19 protein-coding genes are annotated in these 21345 nt (G+C 72.9%); 10 read left to right on the forward strand and 9 right to left on the reverse strand.

All coding sequences use genetic code 11. The features are described from left to right. The first annotated feature begins 6 nt into the window (after window positions 1–6). From ACGFH9_RS00405 to ACGFH9_RS00430, 6 genes are all read left to right on the forward strand, one after another. Complete coding sequence (locus ACGFH9_RS00405; RefSeq protein WP_393213159.1) at window positions 7–621, forward strand: DUF1349 domain-containing protein; 615 nt, start codon at window positions 7–9, stop codon at window positions 619–621. A gap of 96 nt (window positions 622–717) precedes the next feature. Beyond that, a complete protein-coding gene (locus tag ACGFH9_RS00410) occupies window positions 718–1389 on the forward strand; it encodes a DedA family protein (protein WP_393213162.1) in 672 nt (223 codons plus the stop codon). 68 nt (window positions 1390–1457) lie between these two features. Next, entirely contained in the window at window positions 1458–1760 is a 303-nt protein-coding gene (locus ACGFH9_RS00415; protein WP_393213165.1) for a hypothetical protein, read from the forward strand. Next, window positions 1757–2893: a glutamate--cysteine ligase gene (locus ACGFH9_RS00420; RefSeq protein WP_393213168.1), complete on the forward strand. Its 1137-nt coding sequence runs from the start codon at window positions 1757–1759 to the stop codon at window positions 2891–2893. Before ACGFH9_RS00415 ends, ACGFH9_RS00420 begins: the two co-directional genes overlap by 4 nt. Before the next feature lie 24 nt (window positions 2894–2917). Next, entirely contained in the window at window positions 2918–4297 is a 1380-nt protein-coding gene (locus ACGFH9_RS00425) for an FAD-dependent oxidoreductase (protein WP_393213172.1), read from the forward strand. 71 nt (window positions 4298–4368) lie between these two features. Continuing rightward, window positions 4369–5337: a LacI family DNA-binding transcriptional regulator gene (locus ACGFH9_RS00430; protein ID WP_355237641.1), complete on the forward strand. Its 969-nt coding sequence runs from the start codon at window positions 4369–4371 to the stop codon at window positions 5335–5337. 295 nt (window positions 5338–5632) lie between these two features. Here the strand turns inward: ACGFH9_RS00430 and ACGFH9_RS00435 are convergent, their stop codons facing one another. The 3 genes from ACGFH9_RS00435 to ACGFH9_RS00445 all read right to left on the reverse strand — a co-directional run bounded on the left by ACGFH9_RS00435 (window position 5633) and on the right by ACGFH9_RS00445 (window position 8962). After that, window positions 5633–6586: a carbohydrate kinase gene (locus ACGFH9_RS00435; protein WP_393213175.1), complete on the reverse strand. Its 954-nt coding sequence runs from the start codon at window positions 6584–6586 to the stop codon at window positions 5633–5635. Next, a complete protein-coding gene (locus tag ACGFH9_RS00440; RefSeq protein WP_393214167.1) occupies window positions 6583–7788 on the reverse strand; it encodes an AGE family epimerase/isomerase in 1206 nt (401 codons plus the stop codon). The genes ACGFH9_RS00435 and ACGFH9_RS00440 overlap by 4 nt, the downstream gene beginning before the upstream one ends. Window positions 7789–8065: 277 nt before the next feature. Next, window positions 8066–8962 carry an NmrA/HSCARG family protein gene (locus ACGFH9_RS00445; RefSeq protein WP_393213178.1) on the reverse strand — a complete coding sequence of 299 codons (897 nt, stop codon included), beginning with the start codon at window positions 8960–8962 and terminating at the stop codon, window positions 8066–8068. A 101-nt stretch (window positions 8963–9063) separates the two neighbouring features. Here ACGFH9_RS00445 and ACGFH9_RS00450 point away from each other — a divergent pair, with 101 nt between their 5' ends. Next, window positions 9064–9543: a MarR family winged helix-turn-helix transcriptional regulator gene (locus ACGFH9_RS00450; protein ID WP_393213181.1), complete on the forward strand. Its 480-nt coding sequence runs from the start codon at window positions 9064–9066 to the stop codon at window positions 9541–9543. A 27-nt stretch (window positions 9544–9570) separates the two neighbouring features. Here ACGFH9_RS00450 and ACGFH9_RS00455 read toward each other — a convergent pair whose 3' ends face one another. The 3 genes from ACGFH9_RS00455 to ACGFH9_RS00465 all read right to left on the reverse strand — a co-directional run bounded on the left by ACGFH9_RS00455 (window position 9571) and on the right by ACGFH9_RS00465 (window position 11824). Further along, a complete protein-coding gene (locus tag ACGFH9_RS00455) occupies window positions 9571–9996 on the reverse strand; it encodes a nucleoside deaminase (RefSeq protein WP_393213184.1) in 426 nt (141 codons plus the stop codon). A gap of 12 nt (window positions 9997–10008) precedes the next feature. Then, window positions 10009–10890, reverse strand: a complete 882-nt coding sequence (locus ACGFH9_RS00460) for a fructosamine kinase family protein (protein WP_393213188.1) — start codon at window positions 10888–10890, stop codon at window positions 10009–10011. 124 nt (window positions 10891–11014) lie between these two features. Continuing rightward, window positions 11015–11824: an Fpg/Nei family DNA glycosylase gene (locus tag ACGFH9_RS00465; RefSeq protein WP_393213191.1), complete on the reverse strand. Its 810-nt coding sequence runs from the start codon at window positions 11822–11824 to the stop codon at window positions 11015–11017. 134 nt (window positions 11825–11958) lie between these two features. On the opposite strand from ACGFH9_RS00465, the gene ACGFH9_RS00470 reads away from it, so the two are divergent. The 3 genes from ACGFH9_RS00470 (at window position 11959) to rocD (ending at window position 15369) form a co-directional block, all read left to right on the forward strand. Continuing rightward, window positions 11959–12744 (forward strand): DUF4190 domain-containing protein, encoded by a 786-nt coding sequence (locus ACGFH9_RS00470; RefSeq protein ID WP_393213194.1) that lies wholly within the window; start codon window positions 11959–11961, stop codon window positions 12742–12744. Between the two features lie 595 nt (window positions 12745–13339). Next, window positions 13340–14155 carry a dimethylargininase gene (gene ddaH / locus ACGFH9_RS00475; RefSeq protein WP_393214171.1) on the forward strand — a complete coding sequence of 272 codons (816 nt, stop codon included), beginning with the start codon at window positions 13340–13342 and terminating at the stop codon, window positions 14153–14155. Next, entirely contained in the window at window positions 14155–15369 is a 1215-nt protein-coding gene (rocD, locus tag ACGFH9_RS00480; RefSeq protein WP_393214174.1) for an ornithine--oxo-acid transaminase, read from the forward strand. The genes ddaH and rocD overlap by 1 nt, the downstream gene beginning before the upstream one ends. A gap of 113 nt (window positions 15370–15482) precedes the next feature. Here rocD and ACGFH9_RS00485 read toward each other — a convergent pair whose 3' ends face one another. The 3 genes from ACGFH9_RS00485 to ACGFH9_RS00495 form a co-directional block, all read right to left on the reverse strand. Beyond that, window positions 15483–16637, reverse strand: coding sequence for an FHA domain-containing protein (locus ACGFH9_RS00485; protein ID WP_393213197.1), 1155 nt, complete (start codon window positions 16635–16637; stop codon window positions 15483–15485). Window positions 16638–16765: 128 nt separating this feature from the next. After that, window positions 16766–17815 (reverse strand): fatty acid desaturase family protein, encoded by a 1050-nt coding sequence (locus tag ACGFH9_RS00490; RefSeq protein WP_393213200.1) that lies wholly within the window; start codon window positions 17813–17815, stop codon window positions 16766–16768. 134 nt (window positions 17816–17949) lie between these two features. Further along, window positions 17950–21306, reverse strand: a complete 3357-nt coding sequence (locus ACGFH9_RS00495; protein WP_393213203.1) for an SCO7613 C-terminal domain-containing membrane protein — start codon at window positions 21304–21306, stop codon at window positions 17950–17952. Window positions 21307–21345 lie beyond the last annotated feature (39 nt).

Raw genomic sequence — 21345 nt, forward strand, 5'->3', positions numbered from 1 at the left:
CCCGGCATGGAGAGCGACCTCGTACCGCCGAGCGATGAGTTGGACTGGTCCCGGGGCGAGTGGTTGCACCCGCCGGTACGCACCGAGCACGGCCCGGCCGGTGAGCTGGTCGTCGAGGCCGGAGCGGAGACCGACTTCTGGCGTCGGACCAGCTACGGCTTCGTCCACGACAACGGCCCGGCGCTACTGGCGCCGTTGCCCGTCGGCACGGCCATGGAGGTGAGCTTCGCGCTCGACTTCTCGGCGCAGTTCGACCAGGCCGGCGTGCTGGTGCGGGTGGACGAGCGGACCTGGGTCAAGGCGGGTGTCGAGGTGAGCGACGGCGAGTCGCAGCTCGGCGCGGTGGTGACCCGGGAGTTCTCCGACTGGTCGGTCTCCCCGGTTCCGGGCTGGGCGGGTCAGGAGGTGACCGTACGGGTCAGTCGGGCCGGTGACGCGCTGACCGTACGTGCCCGGGTTGCCGACGGGCCGTGGCGACTGGTCCGTCTCGCCCCGCTGGACCCGACCGTCGAGGCGATGGCCGGCCCGTTCTGCTGCGCCCCGACGCGCGGCGGCCTCACCGTGGTGTTCACCGGTTGGCGGCAGGGCCCGGCGGACACGGCGCTGCACCCGGAGGCCTGACGATCGAGGGGTGGCACGGCTCACCGACAGGTGTGCCGTGCCGGCCACTGGGTATGACAGTCCGATCCCCTCCTCGGCCGTACGGAAGGATGACCAATGGCGTACGCCCAGACTGGTGACCCGTCCGAGTTCACCGGCCTGACCGGATGGGTGGCCTCGGTGATCGAGGCGATGGGTCCGGTCGGCGTGGCCCTGCTGGTCGCGCTGGAGAGCATCGTCCCGCCCATCCCCAGCGAGATCGTGCTGGCGATGGCGGGTTTCCTGGCCCACGAGGGTCAGTTCAACGTCGTCCTCGTGGTGGTGGCCGCGACGGTCGGCTCGCTGGTCGGCGCGCTGGTGCTCTACTGGGCCGGCGCGGCGGTCGGTGAGGAGCGATTGAAGCGCTGGCTGGACCGTGTTCCGCTGGTGGACAGCGACGACCTGGAGAAGGCCGACCGCTGGTTCGAGCGACACGGCCGCTGGGCGGTGCTGATCGGCCGGGTGGTGCCGGTGGTCCGCAGCCTGGTCTCCGTCCCGGCCGGGGCCAACCGGATGCCGCTGGGCGAGTTCGTCCTGCTCACGACGATCGGCAGCGGGGTGTGGAACGCCCTGATCGTCGGCTCCGGTTACGCGCTGGGCAGCCGGTGGCAGAACGTCGAGCGGTACAGCGACTGGTTCAACTACGCCATCGGAGCGGTCTTCGTCGTCATGGTGGTCGCCTGGGTGGCCCGCAAGATCCGCCGCCGTCGGCAACGCGACGACCGGCGGTCGGTGACCGCCGGTCGCTGATCCGCGTCGTCGCCGACGCCCCTGGCGGGACGCCGTCGACAGTCAGGGCAGGGGATGCCCTGCGGCGGGTGCCGGTGCGGCCTGCGGCACCAGGCCAGCAGCGCCAGCAGCCCGGCGAAGAGCGGCCCGGCCGCGCCGGCCAGGCCGTCGCCGAGGTGATGACCCAGGGGTACGCCGGCCAGCCGTTCGTCGAGCAGTCCCGTAGCGCCCTCGTCGGTGACGAGCAGGCGGTACAGGACCAGCGGTCGGAGCCCGACACGCGGGACGGCGTGCCGTCACCACGTTTCCGGGCGTTACCACTGTGGGTAACGAAGCGTCCGACCGGCGCGGACAGGCCGCGAGCGGCAGAAACGGACGGTGGTGCGCGATGACGGGGCAGGTGGCGGAGGCACCCGGCGGGACGACCGCGGGGACCGATGTGCTCACCGTTGGCGTCGAGGAGGAGTTCCTGCTCGTCGACCCACACACCGGCGCCGCGGTGCCCGCCGTCGACCTCGTGCTCGAACAGGTCCCGGCGGAACTGCGCGGCCAGGTGGAACGCGAGTTCCAGACCAGCCAGATCGAGATCGGCTCGCCGCCCGGCCTCGAGCTGTCCTCGATCCGGCACTCCCTCGGCGTACTCCGCAAGGCGCTCGCCGACGCGGCCGAGCGGGCCGGCGTACGGCTGCTGGCCATCGGCACCGGCCCGGTGGACGGCCCGGTGCCGCCGGTCGTGGACAAGCCCCGTTTCGACCGGATGATCGAGCGCTTCCGGCTGCTCGTGCCCGGCCCCGGCAACAACGGCATGCACGTGCACGTGGGCGTCCCCGATCCGGAGACCGGCGTGCAGGTGCTCAACCACGTCCGGCCGTGGCTGCCGATGCTGCACGCCATCACCACCAACTCGCCGTTCGCCGGTGGCGAGGACACCGGCTACGCGAGCTGGCGCTCGGTCGAGTGGGAGCGCTGGCCGTCGGTCGCGCCGACGCCCTGGTTGGAGTCGCACGAGCACTACCAGCGGCTGATCCGTCAGTTGATCGCCAGCGGGGTGATGCTCGACGAGGGAATGCTCTACTGGTACGCCCGGCTGTCGGCGAAGTACCCGACCGTGGAGCTGCGCATCGGCGACGTCTGCCCGACCGTGGACGACGCGGTGCTGGTCGCCGCGCTGGTCCGCGCGCTCGTGGCCACCGCCATGGACGACGTCGAGGCCGGCCGCCCCGCGCTGCGGACCGACCACCACCTGCTGGTCGGCGCGCACTGGCGGGCCGCCCACGACGGCCTGGAAGGTGAGGGCGTCGACGTCACCACGGGCGAGCCGAAGCCCGCCTGGGACCTGTTGGACGGGTTCGTCGAACGACTGCGGCCGGCGCTGGAGCGGCACGGCGACTGGGCCGAGGTGTCCGACCTGCTGGGCGGGCTGCGCCGCCACGGCACCGGCGCGGCCCGGCAGCGCGCCGTGTACGCCCGTACCGGACGGCTCGTCGACGTCGTGCACGACGTGGCGCGACAGACGCGCGGCTGAGCACGCGCGTGACAGGATGATCCTGTGGCGCAACGATTGATCGTCATCGGCGGGGACGCCGCCGGCATGTCGGCGGCGTCCCAGGCACGCCGCCGCCGCGACCGCGACGACCTGGAGATCGTGGTCTTCGAGCGGGGCCACTTCACCTCCTACTCGGCCTGCGGCATCCCCTACTGGATCAGTGGGCTCGTGCCCGGTCCGGAGCATCTGATCGCCCGCGACCCGGAGACGTTCCGCACCTCGTTCGACATCGACGTACGGATGCGCCACGAGGTGACCGCCATCGACCTCGAACGGCGCGAGGTGGTCGCCCGGGACCTGGAGCACGGCGGCGAGGTCCGGGAACGCTTCGACGAGCTGATGTACGCCGCCGGCGCGACACCGACCAAGCCCGCGTGGGCGCAGTCGGACGTCGCCGGCGTGTTCGGGGTGCAGACCCTCGACGACGGGGCGGCGCTGCGCGACTGGCTGGACGCCGAGCCGCAGCCGCGCCGGGCGGTGGTGGTGGGCGGCGGCTACATCGGCGTCGAGATGGCCGAGGCGATGATCCAGCGCGGCCTGTCGGTGACGCTCGTCGAGCAGGCCGAGCAACCCATGTCGACGGTCGACGCCGACATGGCCGAACTCGTCGCCGAGGCCATGCGTGGCCTCGGCGTCACCATCCGCGCCGGCCTGCCGGTGACCGGCCTCGACCAGCGGGACGGCCGGGTGTCCGCCGTGGTCACCGCCGACGGACCGATTCCGACCGACGTCGTGGTCCTGGGTCTCGGCGTACGCCCCAACGTCGGGCTCGCGGAGGCCGCCGGACTGCCGCTCGGGCCGACCGGCGCGATCCGGGTGGACCGGCGGATGCGGGTCCCCGGCTTCCCCGGAATCTGGGCGGCCGGCGACTGCGTGGAGACCCTGCACCGGGTCAGCGGAATGCCGGTGTACATCCCACTCGGCACCCACGCCAACAAGCAGGGCCGGGTGGCCGGCATCAACATCGGCGGCGGGTACGCCACCTTCACCGGCGTGATCGGCACGGCCGTGACCAAGGTCTGCGAGCTGGAGGTCGGTCGCACGGGTCTGCGGGAGCGGGACGCCTCGGCGGCCGGCTTCGACTTCATCTCGGTGATCGCCGAGTCGACCAACCGGGCCGGCTACTACCCCGGCGCCCGACCGATGACCGTCAAGCTGATCGCCGAACGTCCCAGCGGCCGTCTGCTCGGCGCGCAGATCGTCGGCTGGTCCGAGGCGGCCAAGCGCATCGACACTCTTGCCGTCGCGTTGTGGAACGGCATGACCGTGGACGACATGACGGCACTGGACCTGGGCTACGCTCCGCCGTACGCGCCGGTCTGGGATCCGGTGCTGATCGCCGCCCGGAAGGCGGTCGATGCGCTCGCCGCCCTTGATCGCTGACCGTGCCCGCCGTGGAGGTCCACCCCGTGACCCAGACCCCGACCAGGCCCACCGCGCGCCGACGTCCGACCATGGTCGATGTCGCCCGACACGCCGGAGTCAGCCTGAAGACGGTGTCCCGGGTGGTCAACGACGAGCCGGTGGGTCAGGAACTGCTCGGCCGGGTGCTGGCCGCCATCACCGAGCTGGGCTTCCGACGTAACGACATCGCGCGCAACCTGCGCTCGCGCCAGCTCAACGCGACCGTCGGGTTGCTCATCGAGGAGATCGCCAACCCGTTCTACGCCACGATCGCGAGCGTGGCCGCCGAGATCGCCGCCGCGCACGGCACCATGTTGATCACCGCCTCCTCGGAGGAGGACCCGGAGCGGGAACGCGCCGTCCTCCAGGACTTCACCCAGCGCCGGGTCGACGGGCTGCTGGTGGTGCCGGCGGGCCCCGACCACTCGTTCCTGCGCCGCGAGGTCGAACTGGGCATGCCGGTGGTCTTCCTGGACCGGCCGCCGCAGGGGCTGCTCGCGGACACCGTACTGCTGGACAACTCCGGTGGCGGTCGGGCCGGCGTCGACGCGCTGCTCGACGAGGGGCACCGGAGGGTCGGTCTCCTGCTCGGCGCGCCGAGCGTACCCACGATGCGGGAACGGCTGGCCGGCGCGCGGGCGGCGCTGGCGGACGCCGGAGTCGAGTCCGACGAGTCGCTGGTGTGCGACCGCCTGATCGCCCCTGAGGAGGCCGGGCGGGCGGTCGCCGCGCTGCTCGACCTCCCGGACCCACCCACCGCGTTCTTCTGCGGCAACAACCGGCTCACCGTCGGCGCGTTGCAGGAGCTGCATCGCCGGGGCAGCGACGCGGCGCTTGTCGGCTTCGACGACTTCGAACTGGCCCACCTGATGCCGCGACCGTTGACCGTCGTCGCCTACGACACACGCGAACTGGCCCGGGTAGCCACCGAACGCCTCTTCGAGCGCATCGCCGGCGACGACTCCCCCCCGTCGACAACGGTCCTACCCACCCGCCTCCTACACCGAGGCCTCCCCTAACCCAGCCCCACCCCACCCCGCTGCCCGCTCTGCCCCGCAGCCCGCAGCCCGCAGCCCGCAGCCCGCAGCCCGCTGATCTTGCACTTCCTGTCGTCGACCCGCGCACAAATGCCCCCTTTGTCGCAGCAGAAAACGCAAGATCGCGGGAGTGAGCGACGTGCATGCGCCCCCGCACCCACCCGACCTGCGCGATCTTGTACTTTCTGTTGTCGCTCCGTGGATTTTGACCCACTCTGTCGCGACAGAAAGTGCAAGATCGCGGCGGGGGTCAGGGCGGGATCAGGGCCGGGGGGGGTTAGCGCGGTGCTGTCAGGAGGGCTTTTACCTCGGCTTGGGTTGGGGGGTTGGCGCCTCGGCGGGCGCAGGTCAGGGCTGCCACCGTCGCCGCCTGAAGGAGCACCGTCGTCCACTGCTGCTCGGTCACCGCGGCGAGCCGGTCGGAAGGCCGGTCACCAAGCGCGTCGATGTCGGCCAGTGCGGCGAGCAGGCCACCCGTGAACGAGTCGCCCGCGCCGACGGTGTCGACCACTGTGGTGCGAACGGCCGGCTGCTCGTGCAGCACTCCGTTGGGGGCGAGCAGCCACGCGCCCTCACCGCCACGGGTCACCACGGCGCAGGACACGCCGGCTTCGCGCCAGTCGGCCATCACGTCGCCCACCGACCGACCCGGGTAGAGCCAGGCCAGGTCCTCGTCGCTGGCCTTGACCACGTGCGCGAGGGGTACCTGTCGGCGTACCCGCTCCTGCTCGGCGGCCCGGTCCGTGACGATGCTCGGACGCAGGTTGAGATCGATCGAGAGGGTGACGGCGTCGCGGTCGCGTTCGCGGGCGAGCAGCCCCTCCAGTGCCTGCGCGCCGGGGGCGAGCGCCAGGGCGAGTGACCCGGTGTGAAAGGCGATCGCCGACGAGCCGGCCAGGTCGGGCAGTTCCTGCGGTGTCCACTGCCAGTCCGCCGCGCCGTCGAGCCGGAACTCGTAGCTGGCCTGGCCGGTGGCGTCCAGGGTGGCGACCGCCACCGAGGTGGGTTCCGGGGCGCGGACCGCCCACTGGAGGTCCACCCGGTTGGCCGCCAGGTGCTCGGCGACCTGCCGACCGTACTCGTCGGGACCGAGCCGGGCCAGCAGTCGTACCGGCTGGTCGAGTCGGGCCAGGGTGACCGCCACGTTCGCGGGCGAGCCGCCCGGCACCGCGCGCTGCCCGTCGGCGGTGACCACCAGGTCGATGAGCGCCTCTCCGGCGACAACGATCATGCGGTCACCGTCCCCGGGGCGAGCGGGCCGGGGCCACCGAGGCCGTCGGCCGAGCGGGACAGCAGCACCGCCTGGTACGCGTGGTAGACGTCGGGGCGGCCGTGCCACACCGTGTCGGCGGGCAGGTTCCGCGCGTCCAGCTCGTGCCGCCAGCCGGTGCCGTCGACGAGGTAGTGGCGCGCGTACGCCCAGAAGGCCCGGTACCAGTCGGCGTAGGCGGCGTCCCCGGTACGGCGGAACAGGGTGACCGCCGCCCCGATGGCCTCGGCCAGCACCCAGTGCATCCGGGAGCGCACGACGGGCGAATCGTCCCAGTCGATGGTGTAGACGAAGCCGTCCGCGCGGTCCACCGCCCAGCCGCGCCGCAGGGCGGCGGCGAACAGGGTACGGGCGTCGGCGAGCAGCCAGCCCGGCGGCTGCGGCAGGACCGCCTCCAGTTCGAGCAGCAGCCGGGCCCACTCCAGCCAGTGGCCCATCGTCGAGCCGTACGGCCGGAACGGGTCGGCGGGCTGGTCCCGGTTGTAGTCGAGCAGCGGCACCCAGTCGGCCGTGAAGTGCTCGGGCAGCCGCCAGTCGTGCCGGGCGGCCTCGGTGTGCACCAAATGGCTGGCGATCCGCAGGGCCCGGTCGGTCCAGCTCGTGTCGCCGGTGGCGGCGGCAGCGGCGAGGAACGCCTCGACCATGTGCATGCTGCTGTTCGCGCCGCGGTAGTCCTCGGTGACCGTCCAGTCCCGGTTCCACGATTCGCGGACGGCGCCCGTCTCGTCGTCCCAGAACCGGTCCCGCACCACGCTGAGGACGTCGGCGAGCAACCGGTCCGCGCCGGGCCGCCCGGCCCGGGCGGCGCTGGACGCGGCGAGCAGCACGAACGCGTGGTCGTACCCGGCCTTGCGCTCGTCGGTCGGAGTGCCGTGCTGATCCACGGCGCCGAACCAGCCGCCGTACCGGTCGTCGCGCAGCAGCGTGTCGAGCGCGGCGACGCCGTGGTCGACGATGGCGGCGGCATCCGGGTCACCGTTGCGGTGGGCGAGCGCGGCGACGTGGGTCATCCGGCAGGTGATCCAGGTGTAGACGGCTTCGCCCCGGTCCGGGGTGCGGTCGTCGGTGAGCCACCAGAAGCCACCCTCGGGCCGGACCGACCGGCGGGCGGTGTCGAGCAGCGTGCGGGTCTGGTCGGCGAGGAAGCCGTCCAGGTCGGGCATGTCGGGTACCTCCGCCGGGGCAGGGGGCGGTTCGGCGTCGAAGCGGGGCGCGTCGGTCATCTCAGCTGGTCACCGTCGAGGAGCGAAGGGGCATACGGCAAGGATCGGCGGACGGACCGGGTCCGCGCCGGAAAACGGTCAACGGTACGGCATGCCGCCGTAGACGTAGGAGTGGAAGCGATTGCTTCTCATCCCTTTTGTCCGTTGACAGCGTTGTCACTTCCCAACCCTGCTCCGACAGCGGTCGACTGTCAATTCCTCTGCGTCACACCACCCGTCAGGAGTTGGAGGACCCACTGTCGGTGGGCGTGGCGGACAGCAGCGTGGCCCAGTCCTGAGCGGCAGCCCAGTCGGCGAAGCGCTGCCAGCCGACCTCCGGGTAGTCAGCCCGCAGCCCGGGGACATCAAGGTCCAGACCGACTTCGGTGAAGTACTCGAACATCGCCGCCAGGTCGCTGGACCACTGCCGGACACGGGCCAGCGGCACCTGCCGATGGTCGATGGCGGAGCGGGTGACGACGGTGAGGACCTCGGCGATTTCCGCAGGCGTGCACTGATCAGAGGCGATGTCGATCCGGCGGCCGGCGAACTCGTCGGGGCGCTGGAGGACGAGCGAGGCGAACGCGCCGATGTCGGCCGCCGGAATGAGGGCGAGCCGCCGATCTGCCGGCATCGGCCACGCGAACACGCCCTTGCGCAGGCCGTCGAGGGTCCAGCCACTGGCGTAGTTGTCCATGAATGCCGCTGGCGCGATGATCGTGCAGGGCACGCCGGAGCCGCGAAGGTGCTGCTCGACCAGGTACTTGCTCTCGTAGTGCGGGACGCCCGTGCCCCGGTCGGCGTGCGCGACCGTGGTCAGCACGATATGACCGAGGCCGGCGGCAGCCCCGGCGTCGACGAGGGCCGCGCCGTGTCGGACCTCGGTGGCCAGGTCGGTGCCGAACGGGGTGGTGACCGCGAACAACGAATCCGCTCCGGCGAGCGCGGCATCCAGGGAGGCACGGTCGTCGAAGTCGGCTTGGCGCACCTCCGCGCCGAGGCCGCGCAGAGTGTCGGCGGCCGAGGAGGTGGGTTGGCGGGTGAGCGCTCGTACCCGATGGCCGGCCTTCAGCAAGGCGCGGGCCGTGGCCCCGCCCTGCGCTCCGGTGGCTCCACTGACGGCGACGGTGAGCACGGGTCCTCCCGGGGTAAGATAGCTGCGTGACGCATTTGCTGCATCACGCAGCAGATTAGAAGGAATCGCTGCGCCGCGCAACCAATTAGGAGGTGACCGACATGACTCCACCACGTCGGGCACGGCTCTACGAGGAGCTGTCGGTGGCGTCCCGTCGCTATCTGGCCTCGTATGTGCTGTTCAACCAGGCGATCGCCGACCACCTCGGGCTCCATCCGACAGACGTGCAGTTCCTCAGCCTGCTCACCGCGGCACCCAGTCCGCCCACGGTGCGTGAGATCGCCGAGATGACCGGCCTGACCACCGGCTCGGCCACCCGCCTGGTCGACCGACTGGAACGTGGCGGCTACGTGAAACGCACGCCCGACCGGGAGGACCGGCGTCGGGTGCTGGTCAGCCCTGTGCCGGACCGGATCGACCGGGTCACGAGGGTCTGGGACGACCTTGGCCGGTCCTGGCAGGCGATCCTCGACGACCACACCGAGGAGGAGCTTGAGGTGATCACCCGCCACCTGGCGCGCGCACACGACCTCAGCCACGCCCAGATGGATCGGCTGCGTTCACGGCCCAAGCCCGACTGAGCGGGCCGGCAGGTTGCAAGCCGTCCCTCAGTAATGGTCGCCGATCGGCCGACGCGCCTCCTCGAACAGCGCCGGCCCCTCGTAGCGCACCGGAGGCAGCGGCGGGGTCGCCGGCTTGACCTCTTCGAACTGCTCACTGGAGAGCGCGTACACCACCCGGCCGAGGCCGGACCGGTCGATCGCCGTGGCGCACATCGGGCACGGCTGGCAACTCGTGAACATGGTGGTGCCGGCTGCCACCTCGGCGGACAACTCCCGGGCGGCCCAGCGGGCCAACTTCAGCTCCGGGTGGGCGGTGATGTCCACATCCGAGACCACCGTGTTGTGGTCCTCGATGAGGACGACACCGTCCGCGTCGACCAACAACGAGCCGAACGGCCGTTCGCCGGAGGCCCCGGCCTGGCTGGCGATCTCCACGGCGCGGCGAAGGAACTTCTCGTCATCTGGTGTCACCGGGCCTCCCGGTCACGTCCTGCTGCGGAACGGGGCGAGCGTGGCACGGATCTGGTCGCCCGCGCCCCAATCGTCGTCGAACTGGGCCAGCACCGCGAGGTGCTGTCGCAATTGGATGATCGGCATCCGGGCCCGCCAGTCGCTGTCGAGCGACGTCAGCTCCGCGTAGACGTCGAAGAACCGCTGCGCCTCCGGCGGCGGCGACGTCGTCCAGACGTGGGCGAGGTCGACCTCGGCCCAGAGGTAGGACACCGCCGGATCGATCAGCGCCGGCTGGCCGTCCGCCGTGGACAGGACGTTCTGCGTCCACAGGTCGCCGTGTGTCAGGCAGCCGGGCCGGGCCGGCAGCAGCTCGGGCAACCGGGCACAGAGCCGTTCCAGCGCCGCCCGATCCTCGCGATCCAGCGCCGCGTCCACACGGGGCTCGCCGAGCCACCGGAGCAGCCGGTGCTGCGCGAAGAACGCGAAGCCGTCGTCGTGCCACGTGTTGACCTGCCGGCGACGCCCCAGCCAGTTGTCCCGGTGCCAACCGAAGCGCGGATGGGGCGTACTCATGTGCAGGTGAGCCAGCACATGCGCGAACCGCTCCCAGAACGCCTCGCTGCGCGGCCTCGGCCGCAGCAGCGACAGCACCAGCACGTCCCGGTCCGCGAGGATCACCTCGGGCGTCGCCACCCCGCCCAGGTCGCGCAGCGCGGCCAACCCGTCGGCCTCGGCGGGGAAGACGTCGTCGGCCGGCGCCTCGGCGAACGCCTTGACGAACACCGGCGGCGCGTCCCGGCGGGTGGCGATGCCCGCCAGCGCCGCGAGCCCTCCCGCCGCCGGCTCGACGGCGACGACATCCCGCATCCCGGCGCGCAGCAGGCTCTCCCGTAAGAACGGCCCCGGTCGCATCACGACAGGTTCCTGGATGTCCGATCTGGTGTCCACCCCGTCTGCCGCGCCCGGGCAGGATGGCGGGATGGAACTGCCCGAGGGGGTGGTCCGCTGGCTGCTCGACAGCGAGTGACACGTCGGGTCAGCCGGCCTGGCAGGTACGGCACCAGTAGAGGTTGCGGCCGGCCAACTCGCCGCGACTGACCTCGGTGCCACAGATGTGGCAGGGAGTGCCGGCGCGGCGGTAGACGTACACCTCGCCGCCGTGGCGGTCGACGCGCGGCGGCCGGCCCATCGCCTCCGGCAGGTGGACGTCGCGGACGGTGTCGATCCGACCGTGCTCCAGGGCGAGCCGCATCAGCGCGACCAGGTCGGTCCAGAGGGCGTCCCAGCCGGCCCGGGTCAGCCCCCGGCCGGGCGTCGTCGGCGGCAGGCCGGCCCGGAACAGCGCTTCGGTTACGAAGATCAGACCCGTGCCGGCCACCACCGACTGGTCGAGCAGCAGCGCGGCGAGGGGCGTCGGGCTGCGGGAGATCCGGGCGTACGCGCGCTCGGGGTCGGCGTCGGCGCGCAGCGGGTCCGGGCCGAGGCGGGCTCGCAGGGCGTCGACCTCGGGCGGGGTGAGCAGTTCGCAGACGGTCGGGCCGCGCAGGTCCAGCCAGTGCCGGTCACTGGCCAGCCGCAGCCGCACCTGGCCGACGGGCTCGGGTGGCGTCCCCGGGCCGTCGGTGAACTTGCCGTACAGCCCGAGGTGCACGTGCAGGGTCACCTCGTCGGCGAAGCGGTGCAGCAGGTGCTTGCCGTACGCCTCGGTGCTGTCCAGGACGGTGCCGGAGAGCCGCGCGGCGCCCTCGGCGAAGCGGCCCTGCGGGCTGGCGGCGTACAGCTTGTCCCCGGCGAACAGCTCGGCGTGCCGGGCCGCCAGGCGGTGGATCGTGTGTCCCTCTGGCACGGGTGCCAAGGATAGTCAGCGCCGGCCGTACCCGAAATCGGTGTCAGGAAACGCCCAGGTGGGTATTTCGGGGTCGCAACGCGTGGGCGCCACCTCTGAACGTCGGCCACCACGCAGTCAACAGGAGGTGTGCAGTGGTCAAGATTCCTTCGCTCTCCCGCCGGTCGGAGCAGACGCCGACGCGGGACGAGAACCTCGACGGCCGGGTCGACGGCCGTGATACGCCGCTGACCGACCGGGACGCCGACCAGGCGACGTACCCCAGCACCACGGCCACCGGCGACGCCACGGCGACCGCCGGACGCACCGGCGAGGCCGAGCGGCGAGCCGCGGAGCGCGCGGCCGTGGCCCGCGCCGCCACCGCCCGGCCGGCGGACACCGAGACCCGGTCCGACGCCGCCCGCCCGGCCGCCGCTGCCGCGACGGTCGCGGCCCCGACCATCGAGCGTGACAAGAACCTCGACGGTACGACCCGACGTCCCGAGCGGGACACCGACCTCGATCCCACCACCCGGCGGCCCGACGTGACCGACCGCCCGGTCCACACGACCCCCGCCCGCGACACGGAGCTGGAGCCGCCGGTGACGCGCGGCCCGAAGCCTCGGGCGAGCCTGCTCGCCACCCTCGGCCTGATCGTCTCCGTCGTCGGTGCGCTGTTCGTGCTGAGCGGCACGCTGGCCGGGTACGGCATCGGGCTCGGCGGGGTCGGCGCGGTGCTCTCGGTGCTGGGCCTGATGGCGACCCGCCGCCGGCACGTCGCCGGCAAGACCGACGCGCTGTTCGGCATCCTCATCGGGCTCGCGGCCGTGGTGCTCGGCGTCCTGGCGATGACCGGACAGTTCGTGTGGCCGACCACCGACGGCGACTGGGTGCAGCGCCTCCGCGAGTGGCTTGACTCACAGTTTGTCGATCGCTTCTAGCGGGCACTGTTCCGCTCGCCGGTGATGCACCGGCGAACAGCCGGCGGTTCGCCGGCAGCCCGATCAGTCCGGTGGTTCACCGGCTGGGACACACCCTTTCAGGGGCGGCGATTCGCCGCCCCTGAAGTGTGTCCGGGGTTCGTCCCGTTCTCCTCGCACCCGCTCTCCCTTGCGCCGCCTTCCCCTTGCGCCCTCCGCCCGCGCCCCTCCCGTTGCGTCCTTGCTCTGCTTCACCCCAGGCAACACCGTGCGTCCGATTACCGGACGGCAGCTGTTGCGCCCGTTGAAGCAGAGCAAAGGACGTGCACCCACCCACCGCCCCCGCCCGCCGGCCGCCTGATGCACCTCGATCCACCACGGGCGGCACCCACCGCGCAGCGGCACCACCGGGGTGACCCGGAGCACGCACCACTCCTCACCTGCCCGTCAACGCAACGAATCACGGCCGAGCTGACCTCAGACGCAACGTATCTACGGTCTGCGCAACTCTCGGTGGTGGATCTCGCCGCTGACGCCGCATACCGTTGAGCAACGGCGCCAGCCCGTGGGCCACGGTGGCCGGGCGCGCCCGACCCCTGGGAGCAGGACAATGACGATGGACGCCACCAGCCAGCGCCTGTTGATGTGCCGGCCGACGTACTTCGCCGTCGACTACGCCATCAACCCCTGGATGGACCCGAGCGCGCCGGTCGACGCCGCGCTGGCCGTCCGGCAGTGGGAGCAGCTCCGCCAGACGTACCTTGACCTGGGCCACACCGTCGAGGAGATCACCCCGGTACCCGGCCTGCCCGACATGGTCTTCGCCGCCAACGGTGGCACCGTGATCGACGGCAAGGCGATGGCCGTGCAGTTCCGCGACCCGCAGCGCGCCGACGAGGCGCCGGCCTACCGGGCCTGGTTCGAGGCCGCCGGCTTCGAGATGTACGACCCGAAGCACGTCAACGAGGGTGAGGGCGACGTCCTGCTGGCCGGCGACCACCTGCTGGCCGGCACCGGCTTCCGGACCGCCCATGCCGCGCACGCCCAGTTGCAGGAGGTCTTCGGCTATCCGGTGATCACCATGCAGCTCGTCGACCCGCGCTTCTACCACCTGGACACCGCGCTGACCGTCCTCGACGAGCAGACCGTGGCGTACCTGCCGGAGGCGTTCTCCCCCGGCAGCCAGGCCGTGCTGCGGCGGCTCTTCCCCGACGCCGTGCACGCCACCATGGCCGACGCCGAGGTGCTGGGCCTGAACGCGGTCAGCGACGGACGGCACGTCGTGCTGCCCGCGCAGGCCACCGACCTCGCCGCCAAGCTGCGCGACCGGGGTTACGAGACCATCGGTGTCGACCTGTCCGAGCTGCGTAAGGCCGGCGGCGGACCGAAGTGCTGCACGCTGCGACTCCGTCAGGGAAAGGCAAGCAAGTGATCGTGGACGACATGCTGCGTACGCCGGGAGCGGTCCGGGACGCCGAGCGCTGGACGGCGCACAACTACCACCCGCTGCCGGTGGTGATCTCGTCCGCCGAGGGCGCGTGGCTCACCGATGTGGACGGCAAGCGCTACCTGGACTGCCTCGCCGGCTACTCGGCGCTCAACTTCGGCCACCGGCACCCGCAGCTCATCGCCGCCGCGCACGCGCAACTCGATCGGCTGACGCTGACCAGTCGCGCGTTCATCCACGACCAGTTCGCCGACTTCTGCCGGGAGCTGGCCGAGCTGTGCGGCAAGGACCTCGTACTGCCGATGAACACCGGCGCCGAGGCCGTGGAGACCGGGATCAAGGTGGCCCGCAAGTGGGGCTACCAGGTCAAGGGCGTACCGGCCGGTCAGGCGAACATCATCGTGGCCGACGGCAACTTCCACGGCCGGACGACGACCATCGTCAGCTTCTCCACCGACGAGGACGCGCGCGCCGACTTCGGGCCGTACACCCCGGGCTTCACGGTCGTGCCGTACGGCGACCTGGACGCGCTCGGCGCCGCGATCGACGAGAACACCGTCGCCGTGCTGCTGGAGCCGATCCAGGGCGAGCAGGGCGTGGTGGTGCCGCCGGAGGGCTACCTGCCGGGAGTACGCGAGGTCTGCACCGAGCGGAACGTGCTCTTCATCGCCGATGAGATCCAGTCGGGTCTGGGGCGTACCGGTCGGACCTTCGCCTGTGACCACGAGGGCGTCGTGCCGGACATGTACCTGCTGGGCAAGGCGCTCGGCGGCGGCATCGTGCCGGTCTCCGCGGTGGCCGCGAACACCGACGTGCTCGGCGTGCTCAAGCCCGGCCAGCACGGCTCCACCTTCGGCGGCAACCCGCTCGCCTGCGCGGTGGCCGTCGAGGTGGTCCGGCTGCTGGCGACGGGTGAGTTCCAGCGCCGCTCGGCGGAGCTGGGCGAGCGCCTGCGGGCCGGCCTGGAAGGGCTTGTCGGCAAGGGCCTCGTGGGCGTACGCGTCCGCGGCCTGTGGGCCGGCCTGGACATCGACCCGGCGCTGATGAGCGGACGTGAGGCGTGCGAGCGCCTGATGGAGCGCGGCATCCTCGCCAAGGACACCCACGGCTCCACGATCCGGCTAGCCCCACCCCTGGTGATCACCGAAGAGGAGATCAACCAGGCAATCAAAACGCTAGCCGAGGTCCTGGCCGCGTAACCCCCTCACCCTTCCCGTGTTGATCATGAAGTTATTGCCAGCCGCCTCGGCGTGTCGTGGCGATAACTTCATGATCAACACGGGTGTCCGCGTGGGCCTGGGCAGTGCGGGGGTTAGGGGCGGGGTAGGCGCATCGCCATCGTGGGGGCCTCGGCCATCACCGAGGTGGGGGTGAACGGGGCGCCGGTCGGCAACTCCTCGGCGCGGCCGATCTGCACGCCTGGGTACAGCTCGATCATGTCGTTCTCGCCAAGCACCCGGGACTGCTGCGGGGCCAGCGGAATGCGGTCCGACTCGGTCATCGAACCACCCGGGCGGATGCCCGAGCCGTTGGTGCTGATGTCGGTCACGATGACCTCACCCACCCGCAGCTCGAAGTGCACGTGACCACGGCTGATCCACCGCCGGGCCTCGTCGTTGAGCCACTGCCCGAGCATGATCCCGCCCTCCTGCTCGGGTGCCCGGCCAGCCACCACCGGCTGCTCCTCGCTCAGCACGAAACGCCGCCGGACCAGACCGCCGACGCGTACCGCGAGCACCTCCGTACGCGGACGCGGGCCGGCGTCACCGAGCCGCGCGCCGTGCCGGGGGCAGGTCGGTACGCCGTTGCGCAGCGAGGGCGGCGGCTGTGCGGCCGGGCTGCGGTCCGCGCCTCCGGTGAGGTCGGCGAACGCGCCACCCCCACCACCGCCGCCGAACAGCGCGCACCCCGACTCCGGGCACCGCCACTGGCGGGCCAGCAGCTTCGCGCCGGTCGGCGAGCGCTTGCCGGCGACCGGGGCGTGCCCGCCGCCGACGTGCGCGATGAACACCGGACCACCCGCGCCCGGCACGGGGGCGACCACCCGGCCGGGCTGCTCGACCAGCCACGGGAACCGTCCACGCAGCCCGTCGAAGCGGACCCGGGTGAGCACCGGCACGCCCAGCAGGTCGGCCACCTCCAGCATCCGGTCACCCGGATTGTCGAGCACCTCGACCAGCCCGTCGTCCGCCCAGCGGCGCACCACCATCCGCTCGTTGGACGTCAGGTCGGCGTCGGAGAGCAGCGCGCGGTGCACCACCGCGTACACCTGGACGCTGTCCTCCTCCATCTCGCGGGAGAGCGCGTCGATGACCATGCCGAGGCGCAGCAGGCTCGCCGGCCGACCACCGTCGATGTCCTGGTAACGGATGATCTCGGCCAGGTCGAGCACCGCGCGGGCCAACGACGGGTCCGTGCAGACCCGCCCCTCGATGGCGTCCAGCACCTTGCTGATCTCGAATCTCATGCCGCACTCCGAATGATCGTGCCGATCCGGCGGCCGAGGGACGACCCCGTCAGCCAACCCAGCTCGTCTCGCACCGCTTCCACGGTGAGCAGGTCTGCCATGCGCCGACCCTACCGGTGCCGAACGCGTCAGCCGCGCAGCGGCCGGCCCACCTCGTGCAGGTGGCCGAGCGCCTGCCCGTACGACTCGACCAGCCCGGTCTCGGCGTACGAGATGCCCTGCTCCGCGCAGTAGGCGCGCACGATCGGCTGCGCCCGGCGCAGGTTGGCCCGAGGCATGTTCGGGAACAGGTGATGCTCGATCTGGTAGTTGAGCCCACCCAGCGCGGTATCCACCAGGCGACTGCCCCGCACGTTGCGCGAGGTCAACACCTGCTTGCGCAGGAAGTCCAACTCGTCCTCGGCGGTCGGCATCGGCATGCCCTTGTGGTTGGGCGCGAACGCGCAGCCCATGTAGAGGCCCCACAGCGCCTGGTGCACGGCGGCGAAGAGCAGCGCCTTGCCCGGCGACATGACCGCCAGCAGCAGCGCCACGTAGCCGACGGTGTGTGTGACGAGCAGTGCCGCCTCGACCGCGCGGTGCCGCATCGGGGTGGCGTACCGGCCGTCCGGCCCCCGGCCGACGATCGCCCGGATGCTCGCCGCGTGCAGGTTCAGACCCTCCAACAGCAGCATCGGAAAGAACAGGTACGCCTGCCGTCGTGCCAGCCACCGACCGAACCCCCGGGTGCCCAGCGCCTGCTCGTACGTCCACACGAGCGCGCCCGCGCCGACGTCCGGGTCCTCGTCCTCGTGGTTCGGGTTGGCGTGGTGCCGGTTGTGCTTGTCGACCCACCAGCCGTAGCTGAGCCCCACCGCCGCGTTACCGGCGACCAACCCGACCAGCTCGCTGGGGAGGCGCCGACGGAACATCTGGCGGTGTCCCGCGTCGTGGCCCAGGAACGCGACCTGGGTGGTGGCGACCGCCAGCACGACGGCGAGCGCCACCTGCCACCAGGAGTCGCCGACGAGGACCACGGCAACCCAGCCGGCCACGAACGCGCCGAGGGTGAGCACGATCCGGGCCACGTACGAGGCGGGCCGCCGCTCCAGCAGACCGGCCTGACTGATCCGTCGGGACAGCTGTGCGTAGTCACTACCCCGCCGTACCGGCGGTTCCGCCACCGCTCCGAGCGCCATCGCTGCGTCCCCCTTGATGTGGATCGGACCGGATGGTCCGGGCTCACCGTCAACCATGCCCAAGGAAGTTGCGCTGAGTAACCCTGAGAACCCCCGGACGGGGGGTAGGGCGAGCCCTACCCCCCGACCTCGGCTCAGCCCAGCCGGGCCACCACCGCGCGCAGTCGGGCCAGGTCACGCCGCCGCCGCTCGTAGCTGGCCGCCAACCCGATCAACGCCAACCCGCCGACGCCCAGGTAGATCCACCGGGGCAGCAGGTCCCAGCCACGCGCCAGCTCGTGCAGTGCCAGGACCGCCAGCACGCCGCCGGCGACCAGCACCGGTGCCTGCCAGCGACGGCGGGCCCCGGCCAACACGGTGCCCAGGGCCGCCGCCCCGAGCAGCAGCCGCCGCCACGGCTGCGGGTCCGACCCGGCCAGCACCGACACCAGACTCGGCAGCAGCGCGGCGACGAGCCCTGGACCGAGCGCCGGCCAGCTGGTCAGCCCCGGCCGGGTCCGCAGCGCCAGCAGGCCCGCGCCGACGGCGAGCGCGGCGGCCGGCAGGGTGTACGCCTCCAGCACGGTCACCCCGCCGGCGGCGAGCAGCACCCACGCTCCGAGCAACTCGCTGCCCGCGGCGACGGCGGCGAACCCCCACCGTCGACCGGCCGACTCGCCCCGTCGCAGCAGCCGCAGCGCCACGGCCGCTCCCCAGAGCACGCAGACGGTCGCGAGATGCCGGGCCACCTCGACGGCCAGCACCGCCGCCACCAGCGCCACCGCCTGCGCGGCGGCGTCCAACACGCGACCGACGGCCACCCGTCGGCCGCTCGCGGCGGCGGCGACGGCGAGGGCCAGCGCGGCCACCCCCAGCAGCGGGTACGCCGCCGGCTGCCCGGCGGCGAGCGGCGCCGTCACCGCCAACGCGCACGCGGCCCCCACCGCCGCGACGCTTCCGACGAGGCGCACCTCGCCGACCCGTGCCCCGACGGCGACGACCACGGCCGCCACCAGGAGCGTGCCCTCGGCGGCGAGCGTCCCGGACCGGGTGGCCAGGAGCCCCGTCACCCCGGCCACGGTCAGCACCGCCCCCGCCGGCGCGACGATCGACGCGAGTGCCAGGCGGGGCGTCAGCAGGGCGGCGAGCAGCAGCGCGGACACTCCGGCGAGCAGGGTGGCGGCCGGCAGCACCGGCCAGGGCGCGCCCACCGCGACGAGCAGTACCGGCAGCGCGGCGGCGGCGAACGGCACGGCGACCAGCAGCGGTTGGCGTAGCGGCCGACCGGCCAGCAGCGCGGCCACCGTCAGCGTGACGAGGGCCAGCCCGGCCGGGAACAGCCCCCGGTCGGCGACGACGGTCGGCACGCCGGACCAGACCGACCCCGGGATGCCGTACGGAGCGAACAGCGCCCCCCACACCGCCGGCACCGCGGCCAGCGCCGCGACCCCCGCCAGCACGACACCCGACGCCGCCAGCACCCTCGACGGGCCGACCGCGGACAGTCCGCCCCGGTGGGTGACGAGCGCTACGCCCAACGCCGCCAGCGCGGCGTACAGCGTCACGGGTTCGTCTCCCACCGCCACCAGTGGCGCGATCCCGGCCGCGAGCACCGCGACCACCGCGCCCGTCACGGCGTACCCGAGGAGGTCGGTCCGGTGGCGACGCACCGCGAGCGCCGCGACCAGCGGAAGCCCGGCGGCGGCCAGGGCCGCGCGGGCCTGCCACCACGGCGGCGCGCTGGCCGCGAACACCGCCACCGCAGCGATGCCGGGCAGCGCGAGCTGGGCGACCAGCACACCCACACCCGCCACCCGGCGGTACGCCCCGGACCCCCGCCGCGACGCCACCGCCACCCCGAGCGAGGTGCCGACACCCAACACCACCACCACGCCTGCCGGATCGGCCAGCGCCACCAGCAGCGCGTGCCCAAGCAGGACCGCGCCGCCGGACGCCCAGCAGAGCAGGATCGCCGCTCGGGTCGCCGGGCGGGCGAGCACGGCGAGCAGCAGCACCGACCCACCCACCAGGTCCACGGCCACCACAGTCGTCCACGACGCCGTCCAGCCGGCCGGGACGGCGAGCAGCACGGCCACCGCACCGGCCGACGCGAGCACCGCCCACACGCGCCGGGGCAGCAGCGCCACGGTCCCGGCCAGCGCCAGCGCCACGGCCGGCGCCAACTGCCAGCCCCAGCTCAGGTCCGGCCCCAGCCGGGCCCCGTGCCAGGGCGGCAGCGACCGGGTGGCAGCGGCCACCGCCAGCGCACCGGCGATCACCACGGTGATCTGCGCCGTGGCGGCGGCGACCAGCAGCGCGCCAGCACGCGGACCGGTACGCCAACCGGTGGGCAGCAGCCGCACCGCACCGGCCAGGGCGAGTGCCACCGTCGACGCCGAGAGCAACAGCAGCGACGGACGCAGTTCACCCACCGGACGCAGCAGCGCTGCGGCGAGCACCGGAACCAGCAGCCCGCCGGCCACCGCCCGCAGCGTCGCACCGCCAACCAGCCAGGCCGCGCCGACCCCCGTCACCGCGACCAGCAGCAGCGGCGCCCCCGCCAGCAGTGGCGATCCCGCCGCCCGCCCCACCAGCAGCGGCACCAGCGCACACGCGGCGGCACCGGCCAGCGCGCCGACATGGCCCACTCCGGCGAGCACCCGACCGGCCAGCCGGACGCCAGCCACCCCGCCGCGCAGTGCGACCAGCACCACCAGGTCGAGCAGGGCAACCCCGAGCAGCACCAGCGCCCAGCCCGCCGCGCCGGGCTCGGCCTCCACCGCGAGCAGCGGCAGCACCGGCTGGCCCACCACGAGGGCGGCGAACCACGGCCCCGCCAAGCCGCTGAGCCGCCCGTACGCGACGGCGACCGCCGCGCTGGCCCCCCCGACCAGCGCGGCGTAACGGGTGCCCGGCCAGTCGGCCACCCCGGCCAGGTCCACCGACCAGGCGGCGTACCCGTCCAGCAACACCAGCAGCAGCCCCACCGCGGCGAACGTCTCCGCCGTGCCCCGCAGGCCCCGCCGGACCGCCACCAGCGGCCCGGCCAGGACGAGCGTCGTGACCGCCGCCAGGATCAACGCCCGGCCGCCGACCCCCACGGCCGCCCAGGCGACCGCCGTGAAGACCACCGCCGCCGTACCGAGCAGGAGTCCACCCAGGACGAACAGCAGCCCCTGGACGGTCCGCGTCGAGGTCTCCGCCGCGCCGGGCGACGGCGTCCCCACCACGCCACCGACGGGCGTCGACGCGGCGAGCGGTGCCGCCGCCCTCTGCGCGCGGACCACCGCCGCCAGCTCGGCGCGCCGCCGCGAGGTCGCCGTCAGCAACCCCGCCAACTCGGTGTACGTCCGGCGGGCCCGCTCCACCTCCGGCTCGAGCCGAGCCACCTCCCGACCGAGTTGGACGACCTCGGCCGCGATCGGGTCCGGCGGGTGGCCGCAGCCGGCACAACCGGTGCTCAGATCGGCCGAGGCGCCGCAGGCGGGGCAGGGATAGCGCGTGTCGTCCACCCGGTCATCATCGAGAAGCCGGAGGGGGACGGCCCAGAG

This window comes from Micromonospora sp. NPDC049102, assembly GCF_043197485.1.
In the GTDB taxonomy this organism is placed as follows: Bacteria; Actinomycetota; Actinomycetes; order Mycobacteriales; family Micromonosporaceae; genus Micromonospora.

Bases quoted from the DNA above. Each gene is read 5' to 3' on its own strand.
- ACGFH9_RS00420 (WP_393213168.1), top strand. From the start codon at position 1,757: ATGACGGGGCAGGTGGCGGAGGCACCCGGCGGGACGACCGCGGGGACC.
- ACGFH9_RS00490 (WP_393213200.1), bottom strand. From the start codon at position 17,815: ATGGCGCTCGGAGCGGTGGCGGAACCGCCGGTACGGCGGGGTAGTGAC.
- ACGFH9_RS00440 (WP_393214167.1), bottom strand. From the start codon at position 7,788: ATGCCCGACCTGGACGGCTTCCTCGCCGACCAGACCCGCACGCTGCTC.
- ACGFH9_RS00450 (WP_393213181.1), top strand. From the start codon at position 9,064: ATGACTCCACCACGTCGGGCACGGCTCTACGAGGAGCTGTCGGTGGCG.
- ACGFH9_RS00430 (WP_355237641.1), top strand. From the start codon at position 4,369: ATGGTCGATGTCGCCCGACACGCCGGAGTCAGCCTGAAGACGGTGTCC.
- ACGFH9_RS00485 (WP_393213197.1), bottom strand. From the start codon at position 16,637: ATGAGATTCGAGATCAGCAAGGTGCTGGACGCCATCGAGGGGCGGGTC.
- ACGFH9_RS00405 (WP_393213159.1), top strand. From the start codon at position 7: ATGGAGAGCGACCTCGTACCGCCGAGCGATGAGTTGGACTGGTCCCGG.
- ACGFH9_RS00460 (WP_393213188.1), bottom strand. From the start codon at position 10,890: ATGCGACCGGGGCCGTTCTTACGGGAGAGCCTGCTGCGCGCCGGGATG.
- ACGFH9_RS00435 (WP_393213175.1), bottom strand. From the start codon at position 6,586: ATGATCGTTGTCGCCGGAGAGGCGCTCATCGACCTGGTGGTCACCGCC.
- ddaH (WP_393214171.1), top strand. From the start codon at position 13,340: ATGGACGCCACCAGCCAGCGCCTGTTGATGTGCCGGCCGACGTACTTC.
- ACGFH9_RS00410 (WP_393213162.1), top strand. From the start codon at position 718: ATGGCGTACGCCCAGACTGGTGACCCGTCCGAGTTCACCGGCCTGACC.